We start from the raw sequence: 14684 nt of genomic DNA on the forward strand, positions 1-14684 counted from the left end.
AGCGCATGATCGAGCTCGACGGCCTCACCAAACGCTTCGGCAACAAGGTTGCCGTCGACCATCTGTCATGCCGGGTCAGACCGGGCATGGTGACGGGTTTCCTCGGCCCCAACGGGGCGGGGAAGTCCACCACCATGCGGATGATGCTCGACCTCGACAACCCGACCAGCGGCACGGTGCGGATCGACGGCCGTCACTACCGCGACCTCCAGGAGCCGCTCAAGCACATCGGGGCCCTGCTGGACGCCAAGTCGATGCACGGCGGGCGCAGCGCGTACAACAACCTGCTGTGTCTCGCCCAGAGCAACCGCATCCCGGCGAGCCGGGTCTCGCACGTGCTGGACACGGTCGGTCTGACCGCGGTGGCGAAGAAGAAGTCCAAGGGCTTCTCCCTCGGTATGGGACAGCGGCTGGGTATCGCGGCGGCGCTGCTGGGCGACCCCGAGATCCTGATGTTCGACGAACCCGTCAACGGGCTGGACCCGGAGGGAATTCACTGGATCAGGAATCTGATGAAGACCCTCGCTGCGGAGGGCCGGACGATCTTCGTCTCCTCGCACCTGATGAGTGAGATGGCGTTGACGGCGGATCATCTGATCGTCATCGGGCAGGGCAAGCTGCTCGCGGACACCTCGATGGCGGACTTCATCCACGAGAACTCCCGCAGTTTCGTGCGGATGCGCTCCCCGGAACAGGAGCGCCTTCGCGACCTGCTGCACGCGGAGGGCATCGTCGCGGTCGAGTCGGGCAACGGCACGCTGGAGATCGACGGGGAGGCCCCGGAGCGGCTCGGTGACCTCGCCGGCCGGGAGGGGATCGTGCTGCACGAGCTCAGCGCCCAGCGGGCCTCGTTGGAGGAGGCCTTCATGCAGATGACCGCAGGCTCCGTGGAATACCACGCCCACTCCGAACAGGGCGGTGACCGGCCGCCACCGCCGGTGGGCCCGCACTGGGGCGACCAGTGGAACCAGCAGCAGGCCGGCGGCGTCGCCGGCGGCGGCACGAAGGGGGTGTGACGGCGATGGCATCGGTACCCGCGGTCCTGAATTCCGAGTGGACCAAGATCCGTACGGTCTCGTCGACCACCTGGACGCTGATCTCCGCGTTCGTCGTCACGGTCGCCATGGGCGCGGCCCTGAGCGCGCTGCTGAACAGCCAGTTCGACGATCTCTCCGCAGCCGAGCAGGCCACCTTCGACCCGACCTTCGTGAGCTTCTCCGGCATGGTCCTGGGCCAGCTGGCGATGGTCGTCTTCGGTGTCCTGGTGGTGGGTACGGAGTACAGCTCCGGCATGATCCGCACCTCGCTCTCCGCCGTGCCGCAGCGCGGGTCGTTCCTCTTCAGCAAGATCGCGGTGGCCGGCGTCCTGGCGCTGGTGGTCGGTCTCGCCACCAGCTTCGTGACGTTCTTCCTCAGCCAGGCCCTGCTGGGCGACCGCTCCACGGGCATCGGCGAGGAGAACGTGCTGCGCGCGGTCTTCGGCGGCGGCATCTACATGGGCCTGATCGCGATCTTCTCGATGGGCGTGGCCACGATGCTGCGCAGCTCCATGCTGTCGCTCGGCATCCTGATGCCGTTCTTCTTCCTCGTCTCGCAGATCCTCTCGGCGGTCCCCGGTGCCAAAGGCGTCGCCCGCTACTTCCCCGACCAGGCCGGCTCCAAGATCATGCAGGTGGTCCCGGACGCCATGAACAGCGACCCGGCGCCGTACGGCCCGTGGGCGGGGCTGGGGATCATGGCGCTGTGGGTGGTGGCGGCGCTGGCCGGCGGCTACCTGGTGCTGAGGAAGCGGGACGCGTAGCACCCGTACGGCTTGGCCGGAACCGCCTGCGGCTGGTTATCCTCCTAACTCTTACGGGGGCGTGCGGCCGCGGGCCTGGGCCCCGACGACAGATAAGCCGATGGGGCTGGAGAATGATCGAGGCAGTCGGCCTGACGAAGCGCTACGGCGCCAAGACGGCCGTGCACAACCTTTCCTTCCAGGTGCGGCCGGGTGCCGTCACGGGTTTCCTCGGTCCCAACGGGTCGGGCAAGTCCACCACCATGCGCATGATGCTCGGCCTGGACCGGCCGACGTCCGGACATGTGACGATCGGCGGCCACGCCTTCCGCAGCCTTCCCAACGCCCCGCGCCAGGTCGGGGCGCTGCTCGACGCCAAGGCCGTGCACGGCGGGCGCAGCGCGCGTAACCACCTGTTGTGCCTGGCCCAGCTGGCCGGTATCCCGGCGGCCCGGGTGGACGAGGTCCTCGGCGTCGTCGGACTCCAGGACGTCGCGAAGAAGCGGTCCAAGGGCTACTCGCTGGGGATGGGCCAGCGGCTCGGTATCGCGGCGGCACTGCTCGGCGACCCGCAGGTGCTGCTCTTCGACGAACCGGTCAACGGTCTCGATCCCGAGGGCATCCTCTGGGTCCGCAACCTGATGAAGCAGCTGGCCTCCGAGGGACGCACGGTCTTCGTCTCCAGCCATCTGATGAGCGAGATGGCGCTGACCGCCGACCATCTGATCGTGATCGGGCGCGGGCAGCTGCTCTCCGACATGAGCATCAAGGAGTTCATCTCCGCCAACTCGGCGGACTTCGCGCGGGTGCGGGTCCCGGACGACCGGCCCCAGGAGCGGGAGAAGCTGACGGCCTCGCTGGCGGAGGCGGGCGCCGGGGTCATGCACGAGCCGGGCGGCGCCCTGCGCGTCACCGGGCTGCCGCTGCCCCGGATCAGTGAGCTGGCCCACGCGTCGGACGTCCGGCTGTGGGAGCTCTCGCCGCACCAGGCGTCGCTGGAGGAGGCGTACATGCGGATGACGCAGGGCGCCGTGGACTACCGCTCGACGGCGGATGCCAAGGAAGGTCTCCAGCCGCCTCCGCCCCCCGGCTACGGCCCGACCGGTCACGTGCCCGTCCCACCTCCCCCGGAGGTCCCGCAGCAGGGCTGGTACGCCCCGCCGCCCCCGGGGCAGAACCCGTACGCCGCCGCACCGCCGGCCGGACCCGCGCCGGCGCAGACCGCGGACCGGCCCGAGCGCAGGACCAGCGAGGACCCCCGATGACGACGCCGCCGCCCCCGCAGGCGCACCAGGCTCCCCAGCCGCCCCGGCCGGGCCAGGGCGGCCTGCCCGGCCTGTACGCCTCACCGATCCCCGTGCGCACCCCCGGCCTCGGTGACGCCATCGCCTCCGAGTGGACGAAGATCCGTTCGGTGCGCTCCACGGTGTGGACGCTCGGCGTGATGATCGTGCTGCTGGTCGGCATCGGGCTGCTCACCGCGTTCGCCGTGAGCATCTCGGACGCGCCTCTGGACGACACCCCCGTGCTCAGCCTCGGCTTCTTCGGCGTGCTGCTCGGCTCGATCTGCGTGATCACTCTCGGCGTGCTGACCATCGCGTCGGAGTACGGCACGGGGATGATCCGTACGACGCTCACCGCGTGTCCGAGCCGGGCGCGGATGCTGATCGCGAAGTCGATCGTCTTCTTCCTGCTCGCCTTCACGATCACCACGGTCACCACGGGAATCGTCGGCGTCCTGCAGACGGCCATGCTGGACGGCGCCACCCCGGACGCCGGCTACTGGGTGCGTTCCACGGCGGGCGTCGGTCTCTACGTCGCGACGCTCGGGCTGCTCTCGCTCGCGCTCGGCGCGCTCATCCGGCACTCGGCGGGCGCCATCACGATCATGATCGGGGTGGTGCTGCTCCCGCTGGTGCTGGCGATGTTCATGTTCTCGCCGACGCTGGCCTCCGTGCAGCAGGCGCTCTTCGAGTACTCGATCCCGAACCAGCTCGGCGCGATGTACGAGGTGTCGGTGACCTCGTCGGGCCCGGCCGGCTGGGAGCCGCTGTGGATCATTGTCGGCGTGACCGCGGTGGCCATGGCCGGCGCCCTCTTCTCGCTCGACCGGCGGGACGTCTGACCCGAGGCCGTCGCTCAGTAGCGCGGAGCGTTCCTGGACCGCTGCACCCGTGTGGTGCGGCGGTCCTTCGCGTTCCAGCAGGCCTTGTGCCAGTGTCTGCGGTCGTCGATCCCGCCGAACTCGGGCCAGGCGACGAGGTGCGGGACCCCCGACGGGATCTCCTGATCGCAGCCGGGGCAGCGATAGCGCTTGCCCGCCGCGCTCGCGCCGCTCACCGGGCGCACCGACCACTCCTCGCCCTGCCAGCTCTCCGTGGCGCCGCCCCCTCCGTACCGCTCCCCCGCCTCTCGTGGGCTGCCGGTAGGACTCTCGCCGCCTCGGGGGCGGTTGCGGCGCGGGGACACGGGACACCTCACGGGGCGGGCACGGGCGGATTGTTCCGTCCAGCCTAGAGCCACCGGCGGCTGACCAGCGTCGGGAGTGGCGGATGTCTACCCGAGGGGCGGGTGGGTTACCGGAAAATCGCAACAACTTCGCCCTGGACCGTGCCTTTGGCACGTGTCAGACGTTGTTGCCGGTAGAGGGACAGCCGCGTCGGCCGCAAGGAGGTAACAGGCGATGCGCGTAGGAACGTTCGTACTGGCAGCTCAGTTTCCGGGCCAGGGGCAGGGTGAGGCCCTGCACCGGGCGGTCCGCTCCGCGGAGGTCGCGGAGGAGTCCGGGCTCGACTCCGTCTGGCTGGCGGAACACCATTTCGTGCCGTACGGGGTGTGCCCGTCCGCCACGACACTGGCCGCCCTGCTGCTCGGCCGCACCCGCAGGATCCGCGTGGGCACGGCGGTGAGCGTGCTGCCGAACCAGCATCCGGTCGCGCTCGGCGAGCAGGCCGCGCTGCTGCATCTGACCAGCGGAGGGCGCTTCTCCCTCGGCGTGGGGCGCGGCGGGCCGTGGGTCGACCTGGAGGTGTTCGGCGGTGGCCTCGACGCGTACGAGAAGGGCTTCCCGGAGGCGCTGGATCTGCTGCTCGACTGGCTGGACAAGCCCCGGGTGGCGGGGGGCGGCGAGCGTTACGGCTTCCGCGAGGTGGCCGTGGTACCCCGCGCCGACGAGCTCCTGGGGGACGGTCCGCCGGGGCCCGAGGTGATCGTCGCGTGCACGTCGCCGAAAAGCGTGAAACTCGCCGCTGAAAAGGGTTTGCCGATGCTCCTCGGGATGCATTGCGGCGACGAGGAGAAGGCCGACATGGTCGCTCTCTGGCGTTCGGCGGCCCGGGAGGCCGGTCAGCCGGCGGAGGTCGCGGAGCGGGTAGCACATGTGTCCGCAGGGGTGGCCCAGATCTCCGACCGTCCGGCGGACGCCGTGGAGACGCTCGTGAAGGCGATGCCGGGCTGGCTGCGTCAGGGCCTCGACGCCCATGTGACGGTCGACGGACGGCGCCGGGTGATGCGCGACCCCGTGGCCTACACGGAGTTCCTCTGCGGCCTGCATCCGGTGGGGCCGCCCCGCTTCGCCGCCGACCGGCTCGCGGCCACGGCGGAGCGCACGGGCATCACCCGCTTCGCGCTCATGGTCGAGGGCTCGGGTGATCTCGCGGCGACGGAGACCAATGTGGAGCGGCTGGGCACGGAAGTGCTGCCGTTGCTGGTGTGAGCAGTTCACGCCGGTGGTCCTGGTGGTGCGGGAGCTGCCGCTCCGGAGCCAGTTGCACCTCCCGCGGCCCGAAGCGGCAGCAGAAGCGCTCAGCAGTCCCGCAGCTCAGGCGACTGGTTGAGCAACTGGCCCCTCACCGAGGTGAATCGGGCAAGCCGCTCGTCGACCGAGTCGTCCAGCGGGAACACCGCGACGCGGTGGCAGTTCTGGAATGCCAGACGCACCCCGAAGTGCCGCTGCAGCGCGCCGCGTATCGCATCACTCGCGAGCGCACGCAGCAGCTGACCACGTGCCTGCTCGTCCGGCGGGGGCGTCTGGTTGTCGGCGAATTCTCCGCCGTCGACCTTCAGCTGGGCCACCAGAGAGCTGATCATCTCCCATGCGTAGGGCAGGGAGGTCCGGACGCAGTCGACGAAGTCGGCTTCGTCGACCTCGCCTCGCTCGGCCTGTTCCAACAGCGCCGGTGAGACGTCGAGCGACATGGGTTCTCCTCTCGCGACCCCGGCGGAGCGCCGGGGCCTTACGGGCAGGGCAGGACGGCGACGCTGTGTACACAGACGGCGACCTCCTGCTTCCACGTTAAGCGTGCGGTCCGGGCCGCACCAGGAGATTGGGAACACAACCGGCCAATAACGAACGGTCGCAAAGAGGGACAAGACCGATCGGTCCCGATCGGGAGGTGCCCCTGAGGAGGGCGGGAATCGCGTGGACCGTGGGTCGTCGAGTAGCGTTGCCGACCATGCGTCTCGTCATCGCCCGTTGCTCCGTCGACTACGCGGGCCGGCTCACCGCCCACCTGCCCTCCGCCCCCCGTCTGATCCTGGTGAAGGCGGACGGCAGCGTCTCGATCCACGCCGACGACCGGGCGTACAAACCTCTCAACTGGATGTCGCCGCCGTGCACCCTGAAGGAGGGCGCCGACGACAGCGCGGGCGTCTGGACCGTGGTGAACAAGGCGGGCGAGAAACTGATCATCACCATGGAGGAGATCCTCCACGACTCCTCGCATGAGCTGGGTGTCGACCCGGGGCTCATCAAGGACGGTGTCGAGGCGCATCTCCAGGAGCTGCTCGCCGACCGCATCGAGACGATCGGCGAGGGCTACACCCTGATCCGGCGTGAGTATCCGACGGCGATCGGCCCGGTCGACATCCTGTGCCGGGACGCGGACGGTGCGACGGTGGCCGTGGAGCTGAAGCGCCGGGGTGACATCGACGGTGTGGAGCAGCTGACCCGCTATCTGGAGCTGCTCAACCGTGATCCGCATCTGGCGCCGGTGCGGGGTGTGTTCGCGGCGCAGGAGATCAAGCCGCAGGCCCGGGTGCTGGCGACGGACCGCGGGATCGGGTGCCTGGTCCTCGACTACGACGCGATGCGGGGCATCGAGGACGACAAGCTGCGGCTGTTCTGACCCGGGGCCGCCGCCCGCTCACCGACCGCCGTACGGCCCGGTCTCCGGAGCCGTACGGCGATTTCGTGTTCAGGCCACCGTCGGGGACGCCGTTCCGCTCTTCGTCGCCGAGGCCGTTACGGTCTCCGCCGGGCCGCTCGCCGAGTTGGAGGTCTCCGGCTCCGTCGGGGCCGGCTCCGTGGTGGGCGGGTCGTCGGTCGGGGTTTCGGTCGGCGTCTCGGTCTCGTCGGACGGCGTGGTGGTCGGCGTCGTCGGCTCGTCCGTCGGCTCGTCCGTCGGCTTCTTCGTCGGCGTGGGGCTGTCGTCCTGTGTCGGCGAGTCACTGGGACTCCCGCCGGCCGAGGTACTCGATCCCGGGCTCGAGGTGCCCGGGGACGGGCTGCCGCTCCCGGTCGGGGCGGTGGTGCCTGACGGGCTGGGGGACTCGGATCCGTCGGCCGTGCCCTCGTCGGTGGCCGGGTCACCGGTCGCCTCGTCGGCGGGGAGACCGTTCTCGCTGTCGTCCTCGTCCGCCGTCTGTTCGGTCGTGACGTTCTGGCCGTCCGGCTCCTCGCTCCCCGAAGTGGCTCCCAGGGTCACGACCGTGCCGAGCACGGCTGCCAGCAGCGCGCCCGCGCCCACCGCGACGAGATTGCGCCGGGCGCCCCGGAGCACTCCCATGCGCCCGGCGGGCGGACCGGGGGGCGGCGGGACCTGACGGGCGATCAAGGTCGCGGACGTCTCGGTCAGCCGGGGGAAGAGGGGCAGGGCCGCCGGGACGCCGCCGGGGGGCGAGGCCGACTCGTCGAGGCGCGGGGCCGGCACCTCCTCGCCCGCCGGGGTGCTCTGTATCGGTTCGCCCGAGCGGTCACCGACGAGGGCGAGCGCCCGGCGTCCGGCCACCGCACCGGGCTTGTCGGCGAGCGCCCCGCGCATGCCGATGGATGCCTCCAGTTCGGCCCTGGCGCGGTCCAGATTGCCGGCGCAGAGCGCGAGGACTCCCAACTCGTGGTGGAAGTACGCCTCTTCCGCGACCTCACCGGCGATCCTCGCGGCCTCCAGGCCGGCCCTGAGGGCCTTCTCCCAGGCGCCCCACTGCATTCCCGCAGCGAAGGCGGGAGCGGCGCTGCGGGCCAGCAGGACGGCCACGCTGGCCTGTCCCGGTGCCTCGCCGGGGACGAGACGGGTCATCGAGGCGAGGAGGGCGTCCGCCTCGGCGACCGCGCGCTCCGGGGTGACGGAGGGGTGGCCCGCCCACCAGGCGTAGTGCTGGGCGGCGCTGCGGGCGTGGGCCTCCGCGCTCTCGTCGTATCCGCTCGCCTCCAGCTGGGCCAGCACCCCGGCGGCCAGCCGGTAGCGGGGGCCGGCCGGGGAGAGCAGGCCGCTGAGGGCCAGCTCGCCCAGTGCGGCGTCGGCGTGGGTGTCGCCCACCAGGGCCGGCAGGTGCGCCTGGTGCGGCACCTCGCCGCCGAGCGCGACGGCGAAGCGCAGGGTCTCGCGGGCGGCCTCGCTCAGCCGGGACGCGAGCAGGGCCGCGGGCGCCGCGCCCTCGCCGAGGCTGGGGAGCGGAAGGCTGACGTCCTCGGCCCGGCCGAAGGGGGCGTCGGCCGGGTCGTCGTCGTACCCGTCGAACGCGTCCTTGACGGGGCGCAGATCGTCGCGCTGGCGCAGCAGGGCGCCCGCCTGGACGAAGCGCAGCGGCAGCCCCTCGGACTCGAACCAGAGGTCTCCCGCCCAGTTCGCCTCCTCGTCGGTGAGCGCGCGCTCCACGACGTGTTCCATCAGCTCGATCGAGGCGCTGCGGCCGAGCCCGGTGAGGAAGACCTCTTCGAGGTTCGCGTCGGGTCCGGGCGCGGGCACCTCGGGGGTCGCGCCGAAGAGGAAGGCGCACTCCGGGGTGGCGTCGAGCAGCTCCTGGAGCGCCGCGCCGCCGAGCTCCAGGTCGTCGACGACCACGACGGCGCCGATGTCGTGGACGAGCGCGAGGAGCCCTTCGCGGTCCGGCCGGTGCAGCGGCGCGCGGTGGACGGCCTCGAAGAGCCCGTACAGCAGCTCGTTGGCGGTCCGCTTGTATCCGGAGAGCCGTACGACACCGTCGGGTGCCAGGTCCGCGCAGTCGGCCGCGACTGCGTCCAGGAGGGCCGTGCGCCCGGACCCGGCCGGCCCGGTGAGGCACACCGAGCGCCCCCGGGCGAGCAGCCGTACGAGTCGCTCGCGCTCCTCCTGGCGTTCCAGGAGGGGTGTCTGCGGGGCCGGCGGTCCTGGGGGGACCGGCGGCGCGGCGGCGCGCTCGCGCTCCACACGCTGGGCGGCGGTGTGCCGTACGGGCGGGTCGGGCCGCTCCCCCGGCGGGCAGGGCTCGATCTCGCTGCCGTCGACCGGGTTGACGGTGAGCAGGAAGTCACCCGAGATCAGCTGCACCGTGCGCGACTGCTGAGGTGTCTGGTGCCCGAGGTCGGGCGTCAGCGGGTCGCGGGACTGACGCCGCCGCCCGGCTTCCTCGCCGGGACGGTCGGCTCCGTGGCCGTACTCCTCGGGTCCCCGGTTGGTCGGGTCCATCGTCTAAGTCCCCCAGACGCGCAGCGCGCGGTTGCACCCTCCGGCCTCGCACGCCCCGCAGTCGCTCCCGGTCCGGTGTCCGCCAGTGGGTCCTCGTCGATCGGCTGACGGCCGAACCCTAAACCTTCGCACAGTATCTACGATCCGGTGGGGGGCCGCGCGGCTCCCCACATCACATTCTCGTGAGGATTGTGCGCGTATTTCCGCTCCCGGGCGGCGCGGGCCGGGCGCGGGCCCCGCGGTTCCCGTCAGACGCGTGGCAGGGAGTCCGCGGCGAGCCCGCCCTCGATCGCCAGGATCCTGTGCAGCCTCGTCGCCACCAGCAGGCGCTGCATCTGCGGCGGCACACCGCGCAGTACGAGCCGCCGGCCGGCCCGGCCGGCTCTGCGGTGCGCGCCCATGATGACGCCGAGTCCGGTGGCGTCCCACGAGTCCAGCTCGGTCAGGTTCAGCACGAGGTCGCCGGCTCCGTCGTCGACGGCCGAGTGCAGAACCGTACGGGCGTCCGCCGCGCTTCGGACGTCGAGGCGGCCCCCGACGACCAGCTCGGCGTGGTCGCCCCTGATGTGCATATGCGCTCCCCGGAACTCTCCGCAGCAAGGTCGGTCTGTCTGGTTTCTCTTTCTGTCTCTGCCACAACTGACTGCCGCAGCGACAGGGAAGTTGCCGTCTGTAAGCGAACCGATACCGAATTCACCCCGAGGGGTGAAGCAGGTCCGGCGGTACCCGCTGGATCCGGGCGCCGGACGGCGTCGGATCCCGGATCCCCCGGCTCTGACTGACGGCGCATCAGGCAGCCGGGGACCCGGTCGTGATCAGTAGGTGTAGAAGCCCTGCCCGCTCTTGCGCCCGATGTCACCTGCGTCGACCATCCGGCGCATCAGTTCCGGAGCGGCGAACTTCTCGTCCTGGGACTCGGTGTAGATGTTGCCGGTCGCGTGCAGGAGGATGTCCACGCCGGTCATGTCGGCCGTGGCGAGCGGGCCCATGGCGTGACCGAAGCCCAGCTTGCACGCGGTGTCGATGTCCTCGGCGGACGCGACGCCCGACTCGTACAGCTTGGCCGCCTCGACGACGAGCGCCGAGATCAGCCGGGTCGTGACGAAGCCCGCGACGTCGCGGTTGACGACGATGCAGGTCTTGCCCACGGACTCGGCGAACTCCCGCGCGGTGGCGAGCGTTTCGTCGCTGGTCTTGTAGCCGCGCACCAGCTCGCAGAGCTGCATCATCGGGACCGGCGAGAAGAAGTGCACGCCGACGACGCGCTCCGGGCGCTCCGTCACGGCCGCGATCTTGGTGATCGGGATGGCGGAGGTGTTGGAGGCGAGGACGGCGTCCTCCCGCACGACCTTGTCGAGCGCGCGGAAGATCTCGTGCTTGACCTCGAGCTTCTCGAAGACGGCCTCGACGACGACGTCGGCGTGCGCCACGGCGTCGAGGTCGGTGGTCGTGGTGATCCTGGCGAGCGCGGCCTCGGCGTCGGCCGCGTCCAGCTTGCCCTTGGCGACGAACTTGCCGTAACTGGCCTCGATGCCGCCGCGCCCCCGGGCCAGGGCCTCGTCCGTGACATCGCGCAGCACGACGTCCCAGCCCGCCTGGGCGGAGACCTGCGCGATACCGGACCCCATGAGTCCGGCGCCGATGACGGCGAGCTTCCTGGCCACGTTCGCACCCCAATGCTTCTCAGTCGTTCGCATGCTCTCCGGCGGAGATTAGTACCCGTGAGGGGCCCTGAGGCCCCGAAGAGATGCGCGTCACGTCTCACATGACGGACATCACACCGGCCGGTGTCACGCGGCGGCGCGCCGCGCGTAGTTGAGGACCTTCTCGCCGAGGAGGTCCTCCATGTCGTCGAGCAGGGCGAGCGCGTCGCGCGAGACCTCCTCCGGCTTGCGGCCCGCGACCATCTCGCGGCCGATGTACGCCATGAGCGTGCTGTGCACCCAGGAGAGCTGACCGGCCACCAGATCCGGGACCGGGTCGCCGGCATCCGCCCCGGACTCCCCCCGCATGGTCGTCTCCAGCCGGAGCTGGGCCTCCTGACCGATGTGCCAGAGCCGGGCCTTGAGGGTGTCGGCGCCTTCGATGACCCGCATGAAGCTCGCGTAGCCGTCCATGAGGCCGACCGTCGGCGAGACGCCCTCCACCTGGATGCGCAGTTCACGCAGGACGGCCTCGGCGGCCGACTCGCCCGTGTCGCGGCCCCGGACACAGCGCGGGAGCCGGTCGACGATGCCGCTGCTGCGGTCCAGGAAGAGGTCCTCCTTCGCGGGGAAGTAGTTGTAGACGGTGTTCACCGAGACGTCGGCGGCCTGGGCGATCTCGGCGATCGTGACCGCGTCGAAGCCCCGCTCCACGAAGAGCCCGGTGGCCACGTCCGAGAGGTGCTGCCTCGTCCGGCGCTTCTTCCGCTCCCTCAGTCCCTCAGCCATGGACCCATCCTAGGATGTCGTGGTGTCCCTATAATTTTGGAGGGATTGCAATTTTTAAGTCACTCTGTTTTTGTGGTCGCTATGCCAATCATCAGCACGTCCGGGCTCGCCCGGACCTTCACGACCAAGGCCGGGCCGGTCCATGCCGTGCGTTCGGTCGACCTGGCCGTCATGCCCGGCGAGATCGTCGGCCTGCTCGGGCCCAACGGCGCGGGCAAGACCACCACCCTGCGGATGCTCACCACGCTGCTCGCCCCCACCGGCGGCGCGGCCACGGTCGCCGGCTGCGATCTGACGGCGGACCCGGCGGGCGTCCGCGAGAAGTGCGGTTACGTCGCGCAGTCCGGCGGGGTGGACCCGCACGTCACCGTGCGGGAGGAGCTGGTGACCCAGGGGCGGCTCTACCGGCTGGGCAAGGCCGACGCGGTCGCGCGCACGGCCGAGCTGGCGGCCCGCCTCGGCCTGGACGGCCTGCTCGACCGCAGGACGGCGGCGCTCTCCGGCGGCCAGCGCCGCCGCCTCGACATCGCGATGGGCCTCACCCACCGCCCGGCCGTGCTCTTCCTCGACGAGCCGACCACCGGGCTCGACCCGGGCAGCCGGGAGGACCTGTGGGACCTGGTCAGGGGCCTGCGGGACGACTTCGGCACGACGGTCGTTCTCACCACCCACTACCTGGACGAGGCCGACGCCCTCGCCGACCGGCTGGTCGTCATCGACAGCGGCCGGGTCGTCGCCGAGGGCGCGCCGGCCGCGCTGAAGACCGAGCACGCCGGCTCACCCGACGCCTCGCTCCATGAGACCTTCCTCGCGATCACCGGGCGCACCCCGGCCGCCGAGGCCGCCCCCATCGCCGTATAGGACGCCCATGCTTCTCCACGACACGTCGCTGATCTTCGGCCGGTACGTCCGGCAGACCCTGCGCTCCCGGTTCCAGATCTTCTTCGGGATCCTGATGCCGCTGCTCCACCTGCTCTTCTTCGGCCCGCTCCTCACAAGTCTCCCGCTCGGCTCCACCGGTGACTCGTGGCAGGTCCTGGTGCCCGGGCTGCTGCTCCAACTGGGCCTTTTCGGCGCCTCGTTCGCCGGTTTCTCGATCATCATCGAGAAGTCGACGGGGGTCGTGGAGCGCATGCGCGTGACCCCCGTCAGCCGGCTGGCCCTCCTGCTCGGGCGGGTCCTGCGGGACGCCCTGCTGTTCATGTTCCAGGCCCTGCTGCTGGTGCTCGCCGCGCTGGTCATGGGGCTGCGCGCGCCGCTGCCCGGGGTGGTCATCGGCTTCGCGTTCGTGGGCCTGCTGACCGTCTCGCTGGCCTCGCTGTCGTACGCCCTGGCCATGAAGGTGCGTACGCCGCAGGAGTTCGGGCCGGTGATCAACTCGCTGACCATGCCGGCGATGCTGCTCTCCGGCCTGATGCTGCCGATGACGCTCGGCCCCGCCTGGCTGGACGTCCTGTCGCACTTCACGCCGTTCCGCTACCTGGTGGACGCGGTGCGGGACGCGTACGTCGGCTCGTACGCCACGGCGCACATGCTGTACGGGGTGCTGGTGGCGCTGGCGTTCGCCCTTCTGGCGGTGACGGTCGGCACGCGTGTCTTCCGCAGGGCCGGAGCCTGACCAGGGCCTCTCGTCCGGGCCAGGCCGGGCGAAAGACCCTACTCTGGCCCCATGGTCAATCTGACGCGCATCTACACCCGTACCGGCGACAAGGGCACCACCGCCCTCGGCGACATGAGCCGGACCGCCAAGACCGATCTGCGGATCTCGGCCTACGCCGACGCCAACGAGGCCAACGCCGTCATCGGTACGGCCATCGCGCTCGGGAACCTCTCCGAGGACGTCGTGAAGGTCCTCGTCCGGGTGCAGAACGACCTGTTCGACGTGGGCGCCGACCTGTCCACGCCGGTGGTCGAGGACCCGAAGTACCCGCCGCTGCGGGTCGAGCAGTCCTACGTCGACAAGCTGGAGGCGGACTGCGACACCTTCCTGGAGGAGCTGGAGAAGCTCCGCAGCTTCATCCTCCCGGGCGGGACCCCCGGGGCGGCACTGCTGCACCAGGCCTGCACGGTCGTCCGGCGGGCGGAGCGGTCCACCTGGGCGGCGCTGGAGGTGCACGGCGAGGTGATGAACGCGCTGACGGCGACGTATCTGAACCGCCTCTCCGACCTCCTGTTCATCCTCGCCAGGACGGCGAACAAGGAGGTCGGCGACGTACTCTGGGTGCCGGGCGGCGAGCGCTGATCAGCGGCCCGCCCCCACCCGGTCCCTGGGCTCCTGCTTGGGCCACACCGTGTAGCCGACGGCGATGACCAGGTTGATCCCGATCACCCAGAGCATCTTCTGCTGCCACGCCTCCAGCGAGCCGGTGTCGCCGTCCCCGCCGACGTACCAGATCGCCGCCTGGAGCAGGGCCATGGCCGTTCCCGCGGCCACGGTCCAGCGGGCCGCGGTGCGCCACTCGTGGGCGGCCCGCGCCATCCCGTACTTCGGGGGCTTCACCGGCGGCGGGCCGCCCGCGAAGCGGTGGGCGACCCTGGCGTCCACCCACTTGATGGTGGAGTGGCCGAGCCCCACGGTGAAGCCGATGTAGACGGCGGCCAGGCCGTGCTTCCAGTCCGGCTCCGCCCCGTTCTTCAGGTCCATCGCCGTCACCACCAGCAGGACGACCTCCAGCAGGGGCTCGCACAGCAGGACAGCGGCGCCCAGCCGCGGCTTCCGCGCGACGTACCGCAGCGCGAGTCCGGCGGCCAGCAGCACCCAGAATCCGACCTCGCAGAGCACGATCAGTGTGACGATCACGGCACTTC

The 14684-nt window shown here is 71.0% G+C and carries 16 protein-coding genes; 9 read left to right on the top strand and 7 right to left on the bottom strand.

Annotated features, from left to right (window positions below; translation table 11 throughout):
• Window positions 1-5 precede the first annotated feature (5 nt).
• The 4 genes from AB0P41_RS17170 to AB0P41_RS17185 all read left to right on the top strand — a co-directional run bounded on the left by AB0P41_RS17170 (window position 6) and on the right by AB0P41_RS17185 (window position 3905).
• Window positions 6-1016 (top strand): ATP-binding cassette domain-containing protein, encoded by a 1011-nt coding sequence (locus tag AB0P41_RS17170; protein WP_365932694.1) that lies wholly within the window; start codon window positions 6-8, stop codon window positions 1014-1016.
• A gap of 5 nt (window positions 1017-1021) precedes the next feature.
• Entirely contained in the window at window positions 1022-1801 is a 780-nt protein-coding gene (locus tag AB0P41_RS17175; protein WP_365932696.1) for an ABC transporter permease subunit, read from the top strand.
• Window positions 1802-1914: 113 nt separating this feature from the next.
• Entirely contained in the window at window positions 1915-3045 is a 1131-nt protein-coding gene (locus AB0P41_RS17180) for an ABC transporter ATP-binding protein (protein WP_356711572.1), read from the top strand.
• Window positions 3042-3905: an ABC transporter permease subunit gene (locus tag AB0P41_RS17185; protein WP_356711574.1), complete on the top strand. Its 864-nt coding sequence runs from the start codon at window positions 3042-3044 to the stop codon at window positions 3903-3905. Before AB0P41_RS17180 ends, AB0P41_RS17185 begins: the two co-directional genes overlap by 4 nt.
• A gap of 14 nt (window positions 3906-3919) precedes the next feature.
• Here AB0P41_RS17185 and AB0P41_RS17190 read toward each other — a convergent pair whose 3' ends face one another.
• Window positions 3920-4249 carry an ATP/GTP-binding protein gene (locus tag AB0P41_RS17190; RefSeq protein WP_104789162.1) on the bottom strand — a complete coding sequence of 110 codons (330 nt, stop codon included), beginning with the start codon at window positions 4247-4249 and terminating at the stop codon, window positions 3920-3922.
• A 214-nt stretch (window positions 4250-4463) separates the two neighbouring features.
• Here AB0P41_RS17190 and AB0P41_RS17195 point away from each other — a divergent pair, with 214 nt between their 5' ends.
• Window positions 4464-5495 carry an LLM class flavin-dependent oxidoreductase gene (locus AB0P41_RS17195; protein ID WP_365932697.1) on the top strand — a complete coding sequence of 344 codons (1032 nt, stop codon included), beginning with the start codon at window positions 4464-4466 and terminating at the stop codon, window positions 5493-5495.
• 89 nt (window positions 5496-5584) lie between these two features.
• Here AB0P41_RS17195 and AB0P41_RS17200 read toward each other — a convergent pair whose 3' ends face one another.
• Complete coding sequence (locus AB0P41_RS17200; RefSeq protein WP_104789158.1) at window positions 5585-5977, bottom strand: SCO5389 family protein; 393 nt, start codon at window positions 5975-5977, stop codon at window positions 5585-5587.
• 257 nt (window positions 5978-6234) lie between these two features.
• On the opposite strand from AB0P41_RS17200, the gene nucS reads away from it, so the two are divergent.
• Complete coding sequence (gene nucS, locus AB0P41_RS17205) at window positions 6235-6906, top strand: endonuclease NucS (RefSeq protein ID WP_203182493.1); 672 nt, start codon at window positions 6235-6237, stop codon at window positions 6904-6906.
• Between the two features lie 69 nt (window positions 6907-6975).
• On the opposite strand, the gene AB0P41_RS17210 is transcribed toward nucS, so the two are convergent.
• The 4 genes from AB0P41_RS17210 to AB0P41_RS17225 all read right to left on the bottom strand — a co-directional run bounded on the left by AB0P41_RS17210 (window position 6976) and on the right by AB0P41_RS17225 (window position 11876).
• Window positions 6976-9444 (bottom strand): ATP-binding protein, encoded by a 2469-nt coding sequence (locus tag AB0P41_RS17210; RefSeq protein ID WP_365932698.1) that lies wholly within the window; start codon window positions 9442-9444, stop codon window positions 6976-6978.
• Between the two features lie 248 nt (window positions 9445-9692).
• Entirely contained in the window at window positions 9693-10016 is a 324-nt protein-coding gene (locus AB0P41_RS17215; protein WP_014154038.1) for an STAS domain-containing protein, read from the bottom strand.
• Between the two features lie 243 nt (window positions 10017-10259).
• On the bottom strand, window positions 10260-11108 hold the full coding sequence (locus AB0P41_RS17220) for a 3-hydroxyacyl-CoA dehydrogenase family protein (RefSeq protein ID WP_365932699.1): 849 nt from the start codon (window positions 11106-11108) through the stop codon (window positions 10260-10262).
• Between the two features lie 126 nt (window positions 11109-11234).
• Window positions 11235-11876 (bottom strand): helix-turn-helix domain-containing protein, encoded by a 642-nt coding sequence (locus AB0P41_RS17225; RefSeq protein WP_356711582.1) that lies wholly within the window; start codon window positions 11874-11876, stop codon window positions 11235-11237.
• 81 nt (window positions 11877-11957) lie between these two features.
• Here AB0P41_RS17225 and AB0P41_RS17230 point away from each other — a divergent pair, with 81 nt between their 5' ends.
• Genes AB0P41_RS17230 through AB0P41_RS17240 form a run of 3 tightly spaced genes read left to right on the top strand, consistent with a single transcriptional unit; the run spans window position 11958 to window position 14118 of the window.
• Window positions 11958-12737 (top strand): ATP-binding cassette domain-containing protein, encoded by a 780-nt coding sequence (locus AB0P41_RS17230; protein ID WP_356711584.1) that lies wholly within the window; start codon window positions 11958-11960, stop codon window positions 12735-12737.
• A 7-nt stretch (window positions 12738-12744) separates the two neighbouring features.
• On the top strand, window positions 12745-13494 hold the full coding sequence (locus AB0P41_RS17235) for an ABC transporter permease (RefSeq protein WP_356711587.1): 750 nt from the start codon (window positions 12745-12747) through the stop codon (window positions 13492-13494).
• 51 nt (window positions 13495-13545) lie between these two features.
• Entirely contained in the window at window positions 13546-14118 is a 573-nt protein-coding gene (locus tag AB0P41_RS17240) for a cob(I)yrinic acid a,c-diamide adenosyltransferase (RefSeq protein ID WP_356711589.1), read from the top strand.
• On the opposite strand, the gene AB0P41_RS17245 is transcribed toward AB0P41_RS17240, so the two are convergent.
• Entirely contained in the window at window positions 14119-14676 is a 558-nt protein-coding gene (locus tag AB0P41_RS17245) for a hypothetical protein (protein ID WP_365932701.1), read from the bottom strand. It abuts the gene before it with no gap.
• Between the last annotated feature and the right edge of the window lie 8 nt (window positions 14677-14684).

Source organism: Streptomyces sp. NPDC079167 (assembly GCF_040686735.1).
Lineage (GTDB): Bacteria > Actinomycetota > Actinomycetes > Streptomycetales > Streptomycetaceae > Streptomyces.